The organism is Amycolatopsis sp. NPDC031561 (assembly GCF_055580625.1).
In genome coordinates, this window is the sequence record NZ_JBVILA010000005.1 from 14,015 (window position 1) to 28,690 (window position 14,676).

General features: G+C 68.4%; 12 protein-coding genes. 10 read left to right on the forward strand and 2 right to left on the reverse strand.

Annotated features, from left to right (window positions below; genetic code table 11):
- Window positions 1-28: 28 nt before the first annotated feature.
- Complete coding sequence (locus tag ACZ5IK_RS14050; protein WP_101611319.1) at window positions 29-523, forward strand: OsmC family protein; 495 nt, start codon at window positions 29-31, stop codon at window positions 521-523.
- A 98-nt stretch (window positions 524-621) separates the two neighbouring features.
- On the opposite strand, the gene ACZ5IK_RS14055 is transcribed toward ACZ5IK_RS14050, so the two are convergent.
- Window positions 622-1,908 carry an adenylosuccinate synthase gene (locus ACZ5IK_RS14055; RefSeq protein ID WP_101611320.1) on the reverse strand — a complete coding sequence of 429 codons (1,287 nt, stop codon included), beginning with the start codon at window positions 1,906-1,908 and terminating at the stop codon, window positions 622-624.
- Between the two features lie 54 nt (window positions 1,909-1,962).
- Here ACZ5IK_RS14055 and ACZ5IK_RS14060 point away from each other — a divergent pair, with 54 nt between their 5' ends.
- The 7 genes from ACZ5IK_RS14060 (at window position 1,963) to ACZ5IK_RS14090 (ending at window position 9,646) form a co-directional block, all read left to right on the forward strand.
- Window positions 1,963-2,643, forward strand: a complete 681-nt coding sequence (locus tag ACZ5IK_RS14060) for a hypothetical protein (protein WP_414943406.1) — start codon at window positions 1,963-1,965, stop codon at window positions 2,641-2,643.
- Between the two features lie 185 nt (window positions 2,644-2,828).
- Window positions 2,829-3,467 (forward strand): HNH endonuclease family protein, encoded by a 639-nt coding sequence (locus ACZ5IK_RS14065; protein ID WP_465488040.1) that lies wholly within the window; start codon window positions 2,829-2,831, stop codon window positions 3,465-3,467.
- A gap of 208 nt (window positions 3,468-3,675) precedes the next feature.
- Window positions 3,676-5,283, forward strand: coding sequence for an ABC transporter substrate-binding protein (locus ACZ5IK_RS14070; RefSeq protein ID WP_465488041.1), 1,608 nt, complete (start codon window positions 3,676-3,678; stop codon window positions 5,281-5,283).
- Window positions 5,280-6,230, forward strand: coding sequence for an ABC transporter permease (locus ACZ5IK_RS14075; protein WP_465488042.1), 951 nt, complete (start codon window positions 5,280-5,282; stop codon window positions 6,228-6,230). The genes ACZ5IK_RS14070 and ACZ5IK_RS14075 overlap by 4 nt, the downstream gene beginning before the upstream one ends.
- Window positions 6,223-7,038 (forward strand): ABC transporter permease, encoded by an 816-nt coding sequence (locus ACZ5IK_RS14080; RefSeq protein ID WP_465488043.1) that lies wholly within the window; start codon window positions 6,223-6,225, stop codon window positions 7,036-7,038. The genes ACZ5IK_RS14075 and ACZ5IK_RS14080 overlap by 8 nt, the downstream gene beginning before the upstream one ends.
- Window positions 7,035-8,612, forward strand: coding sequence for a dipeptide ABC transporter ATP-binding protein (locus ACZ5IK_RS14085; protein WP_465488044.1), 1,578 nt, complete (start codon window positions 7,035-7,037; stop codon window positions 8,610-8,612). Before ACZ5IK_RS14080 ends, ACZ5IK_RS14085 begins: the two co-directional genes overlap by 4 nt.
- Window positions 8,609-9,646 carry an LLM class flavin-dependent oxidoreductase gene (locus ACZ5IK_RS14090; RefSeq protein ID WP_465488045.1) on the forward strand — a complete coding sequence of 346 codons (1,038 nt, stop codon included), beginning with the start codon at window positions 8,609-8,611 and terminating at the stop codon, window positions 9,644-9,646. Before ACZ5IK_RS14085 ends, ACZ5IK_RS14090 begins: the two co-directional genes overlap by 4 nt.
- Here ACZ5IK_RS14090 and ACZ5IK_RS14095 read toward each other — a convergent pair.
- Complete coding sequence (locus tag ACZ5IK_RS14095; RefSeq protein WP_465488046.1) at window positions 9,643-11,532, reverse strand: FAD/NAD(P)-binding protein; 1,890 nt, start codon at window positions 11,530-11,532, stop codon at window positions 9,643-9,645. The genes ACZ5IK_RS14090 and ACZ5IK_RS14095 overlap by 4 nt on opposite strands.
- A 123-nt stretch (window positions 11,533-11,655) precedes the next feature.
- Between ACZ5IK_RS14095 and ACZ5IK_RS14100 the strand changes: the two genes are divergently transcribed.
- Window positions 11,656-12,786 carry an LLM class flavin-dependent oxidoreductase gene (locus ACZ5IK_RS14100; protein ID WP_465488047.1) on the forward strand — a complete coding sequence of 377 codons (1,131 nt, stop codon included), beginning with the start codon at window positions 11,656-11,658 and terminating at the stop codon, window positions 12,784-12,786.
- A gap of 438 nt (window positions 12,787-13,224) precedes the next feature.
- Window positions 13,225-14,478 carry an MFS transporter gene (locus tag ACZ5IK_RS14105; protein WP_465488048.1) on the forward strand — a complete coding sequence of 418 codons (1,254 nt, stop codon included), beginning with the start codon at window positions 13,225-13,227 and terminating at the stop codon, window positions 14,476-14,478.
- Window positions 14,479-14,676 lie beyond the last annotated feature (198 nt).

Below are 14,676 nucleotides of genomic sequence, written 5' to 3' on the forward strand. Positions count from 1 at the left end.
TCCGACACCTCGATCCTGGAGAGACCCGATGTCGCTGACCGATGTCATCGAAGGAACCAAGACCGCCGTCGACGCCGACCCGCGCAACGCCGCCGTCTCGTTCAGCGTCGCCAACGCGCTGAACCCCGGAACCGCGACGCAGGTGGACGTGCGGGTGCGCGACCACGCGTTCACCGTCGACGAGCCCGCGGCACTCGGCGGGGGCGACACCGCGGCCAACCCGGTCGAATACGCGCTCGCCGCGCTGGGCTCGTGCCAGGTGATCACGTACCAGTTCTGGGCGGCGAAGCTCGGCGTGCCGCTCGAAGGCGTGAAGGTGACCGTGGACGGCGACATCGACCTGCACGGGTTCTTCGGGTTCTCGTCGACCCGGCCGGGCTTCGGGGACGTGCGCGTCTCGGTCGAGCTGAGCGGGCCTGCGGGGGCGGAAGCCTACGAGGACCTGAAGCGGCAGGTGGACGAGCACTGCCCGGTGCTGGACCTGTTCCGGAACGAGACTCCGGTGAAGACCTCGCTCGCCTGAGGTTTGGGGCGCCCGAGACGCTATGAAAGGCCCGTTACTTGCGAAATTTGCAAGTAACGGGCCTTTCATAGCGCGCTTGAGGGCACTCAGAGGACCTGTCAGACGAACTCGTGGCGCACGATCGTCTGCTCCCGGCCCGGGCCGACGCCGATCGCCGAGATCCGCGCGCCCGAAAGCTCCTCGAGCCGCTCGACGTACGCCCGCGCGTTCGCCGGGAGCTCTTCGAAGGTGCGGCAGCCCGAGATGTCCTCGAACCAGCCCGGCAGCTCTTCGTAGATCGGCAGCGCGTGGTGCACGTCGGTCTGCGTCATCGGCATGTCGTAGGTGCGGAACCCGTCGACCTCGTAGCCGACGCACACCGGCACCTTCTCCAGCCCGGACAGCACGTCCAGCTTGGTGAGGAAGTAGTCGGTGATGCCGTTGACCCGCACCGCGTAGCGCGCGATGACGGCGTCGAACCAGCCGGTGCGCCGCGAGCGGCCGGTGGTGACGCCGAACTCGCCGCCCTGCTTGCGCAGGTACTCGCCGGACTCGTCGTCCAGCTCGGTCGGGAACGGGCCGGAGCCGACGCGGGTCGTGTAGGCCTTGAGGATGCCCAGCACGGTGGTGATCTTGCCCGGGCCGATGCCCGAACCCGCGCTCGCGCCGCCGGACGTCGGGTTCGACGACGTCACGAACGGGTAGGTGCCGTGGTCGACGTCGAGCAGGGTGCCCTGCGAGCCTTCGAGCAGCACGATCTCGCCGCGTTCGAGGGCCTGGTTGAGCTGCAGGCGCGTGTCGGCGATGCGGTGCGCGAACTTCTCGCCAGCGGCCAGCACCTCGTCGGCGACCTGGTCGGCGTCGAGCGCCTTGCGGTTGTAGACCTTGACCAGCACCTGGTTCTTGAACTCCAGGGCCGACTCGACCTTCTGCCGGAAGATCTTCTCGTCGAGCAGGTCCTGCACCCGGACGCCGACACGGGCGATCTTGTCCTGGTAGCAGGGGCCGATGCCGCGGCCGGTGGTGCCGATCTTGCGGCTGCCGAGGTAACGCTCGGTGACCTTATCGATCTCCACGTGGTACGGCATGATCAAATGCGCGTCGGCGGAGATCAGCAGCTTGCTGGTGTCGACGTCGCGTTCCTCGAGCCCGGCGAGCTCGTCGAGGAGCACGCCCGGGTCGATCACGACGCCGTTGCCGATGACGTTGGTGACGCCCGGCGTGAGGATCCCCGACGGGATCAGGTGCAGTGCGAAGTTCTGCCCGTCGGGAAGGACTACGGTGTGGCCCGCGTTGTTACCGCCTTGGTAACGCACGATCCACTGGACGCGGTCGCCGAGCAGGTCGGTGGCCTTGCCCTTGCCCTCGTCCCCCCATTGGGCCCCGATCAGCACGATGGCCGGCATGTGACACTCCAGGTGTTCGGCGACTTGTGGTTTGGCGCTGGTAAATGCCGGTGCATGAGCGTAACGGAGGGCCTTCGGGTGCGCGGAATAGTGGTGGTCTGTCCAGAGGGCGAGCCCACACTCCCGGAGATCGACGACGTCGAAATGGTGCGCGTCCCGAGCCGTCCAGGCAAGGCGGATATCGACCCCTTGCTGGGGGAACACGATCACCTGGTGGTCGCGGGCACCGACGCCGACCTCGCGGCGGTCGCGCTTCGACTGTTGCGAAAAGAACAGCTCACCGGCGTGTCGCTCGGATTCGTGCCGTCCTCGCCGGACTCCGACGTCGCCCGCGTCTGGAGCCTGCCGACCCAGCCGCTGCGTGCCCTCGCGCTCGCGCTGCGTGGCGAGGTGGACCCGGTGCCGCTGATCCGCGACGACACCGGCGGCGTGCTCGTCGGCCGCGGCGTGGTCGGGATGGTGCGCGGGGTGGCCTACTGCGACGAGCACACCGTCCTGCGCGGGCCCGCGCGCTCGATCGAGGTCGAACCGGACGCGAGCGGGCCGGGCCTGATGGTCCGGGTGACCAAGGGGACGCTGTTCAAACGGCCTTCGACGCAGTACGCGCGGGCGTTCCAGCTCGGCTGCATCCCGACCCGGCCGAGCAGTGACGGCGTCGTCCACCCGCGCGCGATGAGCCGGTGGACCTGGTACCGGCACACCGAGGACCTCCGGCTGGTCCGCGGGCTGGTGTAGCCCGTTCGGCCCAGAACCATCCGCTGGACTTTCCGAATCTTTTTCGGCGGCGTGCGCCGAGTCCTGCCTGCTCGCGACACCCTCTGTTCACGAATGGCCAGCCGGGTGTCACCCGATGGTGTTGCGCAGGTCATATCCGTGTCGCAAGGTGACTTGGTCCCCACACCTGACACGGAGGCAGCAATATGCCAACTGCGCTTGCTGTTCGTCGCTCATTCACCGTCCTCGCCGTCTCGGCGATCGTCTCGGCAGGCGTCGTCGGCGTCGCCGAAGCGACACCCCCGGGTATTCCGTCGACCGCGACCGCCAAAACGCAGCTCGCCGCGCTGACCGTCCAGCCGGACGGTTCGTCGAGCGGGTACAGCCGCGACAAGTTCCCGCATTGGTCCGACCAGGGCAACAGCTGCAACACCCGCGAGGTCGTGCTGAAGCGGGACGGCACGAACGTGCAGCAGGACGGCAGTTGCGCCGCGGTCTCCGGCAGCTGGTTCAGCCCGTACGACGACGCCACCTGGACCGCGGCGTCCGATGTGGACATCGACCACGTCGTGCCGCTTTCGGCCGCGTGGCGCACCGGTGCGTCGTCGTGGACCACCGCGCAGCGGCAGGCGTTCGCGAACGACCTCAGCGCGCCGCAGCTGATCGCCGTCACCGACAACGTCAACCAGGAGAAGGGCGACAAGTCGCCGGACGCCTGGAAGCCGCCGTCCACCGGTTACTGGTGCACCTACGCGAAGATGTGGACCACGGTGAAGGCGAAGTACAAGCTCACCATCAAGTCGGCGGAGAAGACCGCGCTGACGGACATGCTCAACCGCTGCTGAAGCCGTTTCCCGCATGAAGGCCCCCTTCCCTCGGCTGAGCCGCGTGAAGGGGGCCTTCACGCGCATTCGGGGCTGTCAAGCGAGATCATGGGACGTTTCGCGGGCTGGGAGTGGCGCTCAGCATGTGGGCCGCCCTCAAGTGGCGTGATTAGCGTGAATCGGGTCGGCGCAAGAAAAAGCGCGCCCCGTTCCCGCTGGAGGCCACCCGGTGTCCCGTACCGCCGCCACATCCCTGCTGGCCTTGTCCGCCCTCGTCCTCACCGCCTGCTCGTCCGCAGGTGGTTCGACGGGGGCCGATGCCGGGCCGCCCAAACCCGGGGGCACGCTGCGCCTCGGGATCTCGTCGAGCCCCGACTGCATCGACCCGCAGCAGGTCGGCACGAACGCGTCGCTCAACGTCGGCCGTCAGCTGGTCGATTCGCTGACCGATCAGGATCCGTCCACCGGTGAGATCAAGCCCTGGCTGGCCGAAAAGTGGGAGAGCAACGCGGATTCGACCGCGTTCACCTTCCAGCTGCGCGACGGCGCGACGTTCTCCGACGGCAGCCCCGTCGACGCCGCCGCGGTCAAGACGAGCTTCGACGCGGTCAAGGCCCTCGGCCCGAAATCGCAGCTCGGCTCCGGCTACCTCGCCGTGTACAAGGGCACGACGGTCGTCGACCCGAAGACGATCAAGATCGAGTTCTCCGTTCCCAGCGCCCAATTCCTGCAGGCCAGCTCGACGATGTCGCTCGGCATCCTCGCGCCCGCCGCGTACAAGAAGACCGCGGACCAGCGCTGCCAAGGGGACGGCCTGATCGGCTCGGGCCCGTTCGTCTTCGAAAGCCTGAAGCAGAACCAGGAAATCGTCCTCGCCAAACGCAAGGGCTACGGCTGGGGGTCGTCGCTGTTCAAGCACCAGGGCGAGGCGTACCTCGACAAGATCGCCTACAAGATCGTGCCGGAACCCGGCGTCCGCACCGGAAGTCTCGCGTCCGCGCAGCTCGACGCCATCACCGACGTCCAGCCGGTCGACGAACCGCAGTTCACCGGGAACGGCTTCACCGAGCCCACCCGCCCGAATCCCGGTGTCGTGTTCAACCTGCACGCCAACGTCACCAAGGGCGTGCTCACCGACGAGAAGGTCCGCCAGGCGGTGGTCAAGGGCATCAACCGGCCCGAGGTCACGAACACCGTCCTGACGCCGAACTACAAGCCGGCCACCAGCATCCTCGGCTCGGCGACCCCGTTCTACGCCGACCTTTCCCCGCTGCTGGCCTACGATCCGGCCGGGGCGACGTCGCTGCTGGAGAGCGCGGGCTGGGTGCCCGGCCCGGACGGGATCCGCACGAAGAACGGCCAACGATTGACCGCGAAGGTGCTCTTCTCCCTGGTGTTCAACCAGAACAAGAGCGTGCTCGAACTCGTGCAGCAGCAGTTGCGCAAGATCGGCTTCGACCTCCAGATCGAACAGCGCACCACCGCCGAGACCGTGCAGGTCACGCAGAGCGGCAACTACGAGTACCTCTGGTACAACACCACCCGCGCGGATCCGGACATCCTGCGCAACCTGTTCTCCACCAAGGCGAACAACCGCAGCAAGCTCCCCGCGGGCAATCCGGTCGACGCGCCGCTCGACGCGCAGTCGTCCACTGTGGACCCCGCCAAGCGGAAGCCCGCCGCCGAAGAGGCACAGCGCGCGATCATCGAGCACGGCTACTCGGCTCCGGTGTTCGAGCTGACCCAGGTGCTGGCGCACGGGCCGAACGCGCACGGCGTCGGCTTCGAAGCGTCGTCCCGGCTGCAGTTGTTCGACGCCTGGGTGTCCGGCTCGTGACGCGGTATCTGCTCCGGCGGATCCTCCAGGCGGTCTTCGTCCTGTGGGCCGCGTTCACCGTGTCCTTCGTGATCCTCTACCTCCTGCCGGGCGACGCGGTCAGCGCGAAGCTCGGCGGGGGCGAGGCCGGTCTCTCCGTGACACCGGAGCAACTCGCCTTCGCCAAGGCGGAGTACGGACTCGACGACCCGCTGCCGCTGCAGTACGGGAAACGGCTGGTCGCCGCGCTGCAGGGCGATTTCGGCCGCTCGATCGCCACCGGGGACGACGCCACGAACATGGTCGTCTCGGCGCTGCCGCCGACGCTCGCGGTCACCGGATTCGCCTTGGTGCTCGCGATCCTGTTCGGCGGCGGAGTCGCGATCGCCGGCACCTACACCCGGCATCGCTGGCTGAGCAACATCCTGCTCGCGCTTCCGCCGCTCGGGATCTCGCTGCCGCCGTTCTGGGTCGGGCTGCTGCTCATCCAGTTCTTCTCCTTCCAGCTCAGGCTGCTGCCCGCGCTGGGATCGAACGGCTTCGAGTCGCTGATCCTGCCCGCGATCACCCTCGCCATCCCGACCGGCGCGATCATCGGACAGGTGCTGGCGAAGAGCCTCCGCACGCAACTCGCCGAGCCCTACACCGAAATCGCGCTGGCGAAAGGGGCGAGCCGCTTGAGAGTCCATTTCGGACACCTTCTGCGCAACGCGGCGGTGCCCACCCTGACCATCGCCGGGGTGGTCGCGGGAAACCTGATCGCGGGGTCGGTGATCACCGAGACGGTGTTCTCCCGTGACGGCATCGGGCGCGTGACGTCGTCGGCGGTCACCGCGCAGGACATCCCGGTGGTCCAGGCGGTGATCGTGCTGGCGGCGCTGGTGTTCGTCGTCATCAACCTCGCCGTCGACCTCGTCTATCCGCTGCTGGACCCGCGAATCCGACACCGGGAGACGGCCGATGCCTGACGTTCTCACCCGAACCCGGCAGCGGCCGGGGCTGGTGGTCGCGATCGCGATCCTCGCGTTCGCGCTGCTCTCCGCGCTCGTCCCGGACCTGTTCACCGGGCAGGATCCGCTCGCCGGTGTCCCCGCCGAGAAGATGCAGGGCCCTTCGCTCGCGCATCTCTTCGGCACCGACGAAACCGGGCGGGACATCTTCGCGCGGGTGGTGCACGGCGCCGCGCTTTCCCTGCAGGCGACCGTGATCGCCGTCCTCGTCGCGCTCGTGGCAGGTTCCGCGCTCGGCCTGCTCGCCGGTTTCCGGGGCGGTGCGCTCGATTCGGCGATCATGCGCTGTGTCGACGTGCTGCTGGCGATCCCGTCCATCCTGCTTTCGCTCGCGTTGGTCACCGCGCTCGGCTTCGGGACGACCAACATCGCGATCGCGGTGGGCGTCGCGAATCTCGCGCAGTTCGCCCGGCTGATGCGTGCCGAAGTACTGCGTGTCCGCAGCGGCGTGTTCGTCGAGGCCGCTCGTGCCGGAGGCGTGCGGTGGACCGGGGTGCTCGGACGGCATGTGCTGCCCAACGCGCTCGGCCCGGTGCTCGCCCTGGCGACGCTCACCTTCGGCACGGCCGTATTGGAGGTGTCCGCGCTGAGCTTCCTCGGCTACGGCGCCACCCCGCCGACCCCGGAGTGGGGCTCGCTCGTGGCCGGCGGCCGCGGCTTCCTCGCCACCGCCTGGTGGATGACGACCTTCCCCGGACTCACCGTCGCGGCCGTGGTGCTGTCCGCGAACCGGCTGTCCCGAGCGATCGAAGGAGACGAGCGGTGAGCGAACTGCTGACCATCCGGGATCTCGCGGTTTCCTACAAGAACATATCCGCTGTGAACGGGGTGAACCTTTCCGTCCACAAGGGACAGATTGTCGCGGTCGTCGGCGAGTCGGGATCCGGCAAGAGCACGACGGCGCACGCGGCGATCGGGCTGCTGCCGCGTGGCGGGCGGATCGAGCGCGGCGAGATCACTTTCGACGGCCGTGACCTGACGAAACTCTCCGACCGCGCGTGGCGTTCCGTGCGCGGTCGCGAGATCGCCCTGGTCCCCCAGGATCCGACGGTCTCGCTCAATCCCGTGCACCGGATCGGCGACCAGGTCGCCGAGGTGCTGCTGATCCACGGCTTGGCAGACAAGCGGACCGCGGGTGCGGAGGCGGTGAAGCTGTTGCGCAAGGCCGGGATCAGCGACCCCGAAGCACGCGCGCGGCAGTATCCGCACGAGTTGTCCGGCGGACTCCGTCAGCGCGCGCTGATCGCCTCCGCGCTGGCCGGGCGGCCGAAGCTCATCATCGCCGACGAACCGACCAGCGCGCTCGACGTCACCGTGCAGCGGCAGATCCTCGACCACCTCGAAGAACTCGCCTCGGAAGCGGGCACCGCCGTCCTGCTGATCACCCACGACCTCGGTGTCGCGTCCGACCGAGCGTCGCGGATCGTCGTGCTGTCCCAGGGAAGCGTCGTCGAGGAGGGTACGACCGGCGAGATCCTTTCCGCCCCGTCACAGAAGTACACCCGGGATCTGCTCGCCGCCGCGCCCAGCCTTTCCGACACGCCGCTGCGGGAACCGAAACCACCGTCGTCCGACGTCCTGGTTTCGGCCCGCGACCTCGGCAAGAGCTTCGGGGCGATCCGAGCCGTCGACGGCGTCTCGTTCGACATCGCCCGCGGGCGGACGCTCGCGCTGGTCGGCGAATCCGGCTCGGGCAAATCGACGACGGCACGGATGATCCTCCGCCTGGAGACCCCGTCCGACGGGGCGGTCGAGTTCGACGGGCAGGACATCACCACGCTGCGCGGCGAGGAACTGCGGCGGCTTCGGCGCCGGTTCCAGCTGGTGTACCAGAACCCGTACGCCTCGCTGAACCCGAAGTTCAGCATCGAAGACGTCGTCTCCGAGCCCCTGCGGGCTTTCGGTGTCGGCACGAAGGCGGAACGCCGGGCCCGCGCAGCCGAACTGATCGACCAGGTCGCGCTGCCGTCCTCGGTGCTCGAGCGCAAACCCGCCGAACTGTCCGGCGGGCAACGGCAACGGGCGGCCATCGCGCGGGCGCTCGCCCTGCGCCCGGAGCTGATCGTCGCCGACGAACCCGTTTCGGCGCTGGACGTTTCGGTGCAGGCGCAGATCCTGCGGCTGCTCGCCGACCTGCAGGACGAACTCGGGCTGACCTACCTGTTCATCTCGCACGACCTCGCGGTGGTCCGCCAGATCGCGGACACCGTCGGCGTACTGCGCGGCGGCGAGCTCGTCGAACTAGGCCCGGCGCAGGACGTCCTCGACCGGCCGAGCGCGGACTACACCCGGGAGCTGCTGGCCGCGATCCCGGGCCGGAAACCGTTGGAGGCACGATGAAGTTCGGGCTCTTTTCCCTCGTCGCGAACCACCCCGACCCGGTGACCGGGGCGACGCCGACCCAGTACGAACGTCTGCGTCGAGTTGTCGACGAAGCGATTTTCGCCGAGGAACTCGGCTTCGACGCGTACGGTGTCGGCGAACGGCACGGCGAACCGTTCCTCTCCTCGGCGCCGCCGGTGATCCTGGCCGCGGTGGCCGAACGCACCGAACGGGTCCGGCTGCTGACCACGCTGACCGTGATCAGCGTGCTGGACCCGGTCCGCGTCGCCGAGGATTACGCGACGCTGGACCAGCTCTCCGGCGGGCGGCTGGAACTCATGATCGGGAAGGGCAACGATCCCCGGCATTTCCCGCTGTTCGGCCTGGAAGAGGACCGGCAGTGGGAGTACCAGGCGGAGAAGTTCGCCCTGCTGCGCCGCCTCTTCCTGGAGGAGGGCGTGACCTGGGAGGGCGAGTTCCGCGCGCCGCTGACGGACGTCACGACGCAGCCCCGCCCCTTCTCGCCGCGGCCGCGGATCTGGCACGGGAGCGCGTCGAGCACCGAGTCGACCGAACTGGCGGCGAAGTTCGGTGACCCGCTGTTCACCGCGAACGGCTTCCACCCCAAGAAGAAATACGCCGACCTGATCGACCACTACCGGCGACGGTGGGTCGAGTACGGTCACGACCCGGCGGACGCGCTCGTCGGTTCCGGCGCGGGCGGGCTGTACGTCGCCAAGACGTCGCAGGCGGCCCTGGACGGCTACCGGCCGTACTTCGAGGCGCTGATGCGAACGCCCGCGTACCAGCACAACAAGTCGGAGTTCACCTCTCTGGAGGACAAGATCACCAACGGTTCGGCGCTGGTCGGGAGCCCGGAACAGGTGATCGACAAGATCGGCGACTACCACGCGTCGTTCGGGCACGAGGTGCAGGCGGTCTCCGTCGACGGCCTGACGTCCGAGGAGGCGCGGGACGTCCTGGAGCTCTTCGCCGCCGACGTCATCCCGATCGTGCGGAAGGAACTGCCCTCCCGTGGATGGGAGGGCTAGGTCAGCTTCAAGATCTCGCGAGCGACGATGTCGTTCTGCCGGAAGGGAAGCGCGTTGGTCCGCGGCCGGGTGAACGCCCCCGCGGACCGCGCGGACGTGTGCGGGCCGAGCGCGAACCGGCGCGGATGCGGACGGCCCTCGCCGTCGAGCATCCGGCCGTCGGAGACGCGGGTGTGGATCCGGCCGGCGAGCAGCCGGTCACCGGTGACCGTGTCGAGCACCGCTTCCTCCCCGAGCGCGCCGCTGTCGCGCAACTGTCGCAAAAGGACATCCGAGGCGCGCTCGATACTCGGCTCGGGCAACCGCGCCTCGACGAGCGTCCGCGCCTCGGTCTCTCCCGGGAAACTCGCACCGGACGCGACGAACGCCCGCCGTTCCTCGTCGGCCGACACCCGCATTTCGGCGCCCAAGAAGGAGACGAGTCCGGCTTCCTGGAGTGCGAGCAGTTCTTCCAGCCGACGCGGAGGCGGCCCGCTGGCGAAGTAGGAGAAGAAACCGAGGAACCATCCGTCCAAATCGGACAGTTGGGAAGCGGCGTCGAGCCGCCCGGTCTGCACGAGCGCCGGAAGCTGGCCCATCACGGACAGCAGCGCCATGAACGCGCCCAGATCCGCGCTGTACTCGGCGTCGGCCCGGCGGCTCAAGTCCGCCTCGACGTACTCGCGCAGTTCCTTGCCGTATTCCTCGGCGGTGCCGAACTCCGAGCCCGCCATCGGCCGGTCGAGCCGGTCGAGGTCGAGCCGGTCGTCCGGCGCCGGGACCGCCCGCGCCACCAGCGCGCCGAGGTCACCGGGTGCCGCGTCCGCGAAAGCGTCGGCGAAGACGGCAAACTCCATGCGCACCCGATCGGGATGGGCGGTGAACAACTCGCTGTAATAGGCCCAGGCGATCTCCTTCGAGATCAGCGGCCAGACGTCGCGGCGGAAGTCGATCCGGCCGGGCACGGCGCAGAGCTTCTCGATGGCGTAGGCGTCGAAGAACCGGGGAAGCTGCAACGGCTTTCCGCCCAGCCGGTAACCGATCTTCGCGTGATACGGCACCCCGCGGCGCGACCCGATGTGCAGCACAGGCTCGGCGCCGCTGGGGTGATACTTCAACCCTCCGCACGCCTGCTCTTCGAAACGGCCGCCGCGTCCTTCGGTCAGCAGCAGCATCAGGTCGACGAACGCGAGACCGAATCCGCGCACCAGCATGGTTTCCCCGGGTCCGATCGCCGAATAGTCGACGTCGGCGGTGTATCCGGCCGGGTAGTACGCGAGATCGTGACGGGCGGCGAACTCCGCGAGTTCGGTCTCGCGGGCGTTCGGCTCGGCGTCCAGATGTCCGACGGTGAACAGGACCGCGTCCACCTTCAGGGGATCCGCCCGGTCTTCCAGCCAGAGCGACTGCGGCTCGCCGTCTTCGAGCCGCACCGCGCGAGTCCGGTGCTCGACGACCTCGATCCCGTCGGGGAGTTCGGAGCGCACTTTGCGGTGGAACCAGGCGAGATACGCGCTTTGCAGCCGTCGCGTCGGGAAGTGATCGCTCTGCAGCGCGTCCAGTTCGGCGCGCAGACTTTCGTCGACCTCGGCGTCGAGCGTGCCCGCGCGGACCTGCCGGGCCCACTCGATCAGCGACGGCCCCGGCCGGATCGGACCGTCGATCTTGACGGTGTCGTCGGTGAAGACCGTGACGTCCTCGGGCATGGAGTTCATCCGCAGCAGCGGCGACTGCCCGTACCGCCAGACCCGCCCGGCCCCGGCGGGAAAGGGATCGACGAGGTGCACCACCAGCCGCCGCCCGCCGAGCAGTTCGGCGGCGTTCGCCCCGAGTCGTTCCAGCACGCCGACCCCACGCGGACCGGCGCCGACCACCGCGAGCACGTAGGGAACGTCTGGAGTACTCACGAGGCCGAAGTTACGCCGGGATCCCGGGGCGCGTGCGGGTTCTCACGGAGCGGAACTCGTTGCCATATCGAGGAACCCGGGCGTACTCGTCGTGCAGGGGGACACGGACGAGAGGGACGGACGATGCCGGTCGAATTCCTGGGTATCGGAGGCACCAACGACGGTTCGGAGACGCAGACACGGTCGGGCGGCGTCTTCGACAAGGACTACACGCTGCGCCTGGCGCGGGCGCACGAGGACTTCGGCTGGGACCGGGTGCTGTTCGCGTACGGCTCGAGCGGGCCGGATCCGGCGCAGGCGGCCGCCTACGTCGCGGCGAAGCTCGACAAGCTCCAAATCCTGCTGGCGCACCGGCCGAACGTCTCGTATCCGACGTTCGCGGCGAAGACGTTCGCCACGCTGGATCAGCTCTCCGACGGGAAGCTCACGGTCCACTTCATCACCGGCGGCAGCGACCACGAACAGCAGCGCGAAGGCGACTACCTCACCAAGGACGAGCGGTACTCACGCACGCGCGAGTACATCCAGATCGTGAAGCAGGCGTGGACCTCCGAGGAGCCCTTCGACCACGAAGGCGAGCACTACCGCTTCGCCGACTTCGTCCTCGATGTCCGTCCTGCGCAGCAGCCGCGGCCGGGCGTCTCGTTCGGCGGGTCGTCTCCGGCGGCGTACGCGGCGGGCGGGGCCGAAGCGGACATCTTCTGCCTGTGGGGTGAGCCCCTCGCACAGACGGCCGAGCAGATCGAGTCGGTCAAGGCCGCGGCGAAGGCCGCCGGACGGACCGACGTCCCGCGGATCCAGGTCGCGTTCCGCCCGATCATCGCGCCGACCGAGGAACTCGCCTGGGAGAAGGCGTACCGCACGGTCGACGCGATCAAGGCCCGGACGAGCGGAGGGAAGCAGCTCACCCGGCGGCATTCGCTCACGAATCCGCAGAACACAGGTTCGCAGCGGCTCCTCGCGGTCGCCGCCGAGGGCGAGCGGTTCGACCGGGCACTGTGGACGCCCACCGCGACCGCGACCGGCGGCGCCGGGAACTCCACCGCGCTGGTCGGCACGCCCGAAACCGTCGCGCAGGCCCTGCTCGACTACTACGACCTCGGCGTCGACATCCTCTCGGCGCGCGGTTACGACATGCTCGGCGACACGATCGACTTCGGCCGTCACGTCATCCCGATCGTGCGCGAGGAGGTCGCCAAGCGGGACGCGGCGAAGGTGGCCCCGGTCCGGGAAGTGCTCGCGGTCGACGGCTGAGCCGTTCACTCCACCGAGTGCGGTTCGATCATCCGTTTGGCGGTTGGCGCCGAAGTCGCGTTCGGTTGCTCAGCGGAGTCGGAGCGCGGTCGGGCGCCTTCGGCAGCGCGGCGGTGCGGATCTCTCTCCGGCTGGTCGGCGTGGAGCGGGAATCCCGAGCCGGATGACGCGGCCGAGTCCGGATTTCACTGACGACAGACCCGAAACAACCGAAAGTCGCTGGTCTGGACCTTAGTCCCGACCAGAGGGACATCAGCGACGTCAGCGCGCCCTTCACCGAAAAAGATCTCTAACTCCAGAAACCCGGCGAAAGAACCTAGCCAATCACCAACAGTCAGGAGACACTTACGTGAACGAATGACGCTTCGTGACGAGCTCGTGACCGCGTTACTCTCGGTCACGAGTTTGTCGCGTAATAAGGACCCTATTGGGGGCAACATGGCTTCGGCCGGACGGGTCACCTACCGTGAGGTGTTCGGTGTAGCCGAGTTCCGTTCGCTCTGGTTCGCGGAGCTTTTTTCGATCTTCGGCGATCAACTCGCCAGAGTCGCGCTCTCGGTCCTCGTCTTCACCGAAACCCGCTCCGCGACCCTGACCGGCCTCACGTACGCGCTGACCTACGCCCCTTCGCTGCTCGGCGGCGTCTTCCTCACCGGCTTCGCGGACCGCTTCCCCCGGCGGACCGTGATGGTGGTCGTGGACCTGTTGCGGGCCGCGCTGATCGCGCTGGTCGCCGTCCCGGTCCTGCCGTTCTGGGTCCTTTGCGTCCTCGTCGGCGCCGTCTCGTTGCTGAATCCGCCGTTCAAGGCCGCCCAGCTGGCCCTGCTGCCGCAGATCCTCGAAGGCGACCGGTTCGTCGTCGGCATGGCGATCCGCAGCATGACCGTCCAATCGGCGCAGCTGGCCGGATTCGCCGGCGGCGGTCTCCTGCTGACCGCGCTCGAACCCCACATCGCCCTCGCACTGGACGCGATCACGTTCCTGATCTCGGCGTTGTTCGTCCGGTTCGGCCTCGCCTCGCGCCCGGCCGCGGCGTCCGGCGAGAAGCGCAAGTCGTTCTTCGCGTCCATCGGCTCGGGCGGGAAGATCGTCTTCGCCAGCTCAGGGCTGCGCTCGCTGCTGCTGTTCACCTGGCTGATGGGCCTGCTGCCGGTGTACGAGGGCATCGCGGCGCCTTACGTCGCCTCGTCGGGCGGTGGCCCCGAAGTCATCGGCCTGTTGCTCGCCGCCGACCCGATCGGCAGCGTGATCGGCGCGTTCATCTACTCGCGCTGGGTGCCGGCGCACGCCAGACCGAAGCTGATCGGACCGCTTTCGGCGCTGACGGCGATCCCGCTGCTGCTGTGTTTCCTGCAGCCGGGTCCGCTGTCGTCGATCCTGCTGTTCGTGGTCTGCGGTGGTTTCGGCACGGTGGCGCTGATGCAGGCGACGGCGTCACTGACGCTGGCCGTGCCGGACGAGAGCCGGGCACAGGTGATGGGGCTGTCGAACACCGGGCTGACCACGACGATGGGCGTGAGCCCGCTGATCGGCGGCATCCTGGCGGATCAGGTGGGCCCGCAGTCGACGGTCGGCGTCTTCGGGCTTGCGGGATTGTTGCTGACGATCCCGCTGGCGTTGAGCTGGCGGCGGAGCCTCAACGGTGATCCGGAACGGTGGCAGGAAAAAGACGCCGCACGCGCGGAACATTGAGGTGTTCCACGCGCCGGCCCGATCGCGCGGCCATCTGGCGCGCGCCCCAGTTCACTGATCCCTACCGGCCATCGCTGGCACCTTTCCCTCGACCTCTCAGAGAAAAGTACACACCTAGGGAGCTTGTCGACAGCCCGCAAGTCGGTAGAAGCTGTCCGTAAGTAGGGGGTTTCGGAGAATGACGCAAGAGTCAGGGGG

Coding starts and splice junctions, on each gene's coding strand:
- ACZ5IK_RS14050 (WP_101611319.1), top strand. CDS start 29: ATGTCGCTGACCGATGTCATCGAAGGAACCAAGACCGCCGTCGACGCC.
- ACZ5IK_RS14055 (WP_101611320.1), bottom strand. CDS start 1,908: ATGCCGGCCATCGTGCTGATCGGGGCCCAATGGGGGGACGAGGGCAAG.
- ACZ5IK_RS14060 (WP_414943406.1), top strand. CDS start 1,963: ATGAGCGTAACGGAGGGCCTTCGGGTGCGCGGAATAGTGGTGGTCTGT.
- ACZ5IK_RS14065 (WP_465488040.1), top strand. CDS start 2,829: ATGCCAACTGCGCTTGCTGTTCGTCGCTCATTCACCGTCCTCGCCGTC.
- ACZ5IK_RS14080 (WP_465488043.1), top strand. CDS start 6,223: ATGCCTGACGTTCTCACCCGAACCCGGCAGCGGCCGGGGCTGGTGGTC.
- ACZ5IK_RS14090 (WP_465488045.1), top strand. CDS start 8,609: ATGAAGTTCGGGCTCTTTTCCCTCGTCGCGAACCACCCCGACCCGGTG.
- ACZ5IK_RS14100 (WP_465488047.1), top strand. CDS start 11,656: ATGCCGGTCGAATTCCTGGGTATCGGAGGCACCAACGACGGTTCGGAG.
- ACZ5IK_RS14105 (WP_465488048.1), top strand. CDS start 13,225: ATGGCTTCGGCCGGACGGGTCACCTACCGTGAGGTGTTCGGTGTAGCC.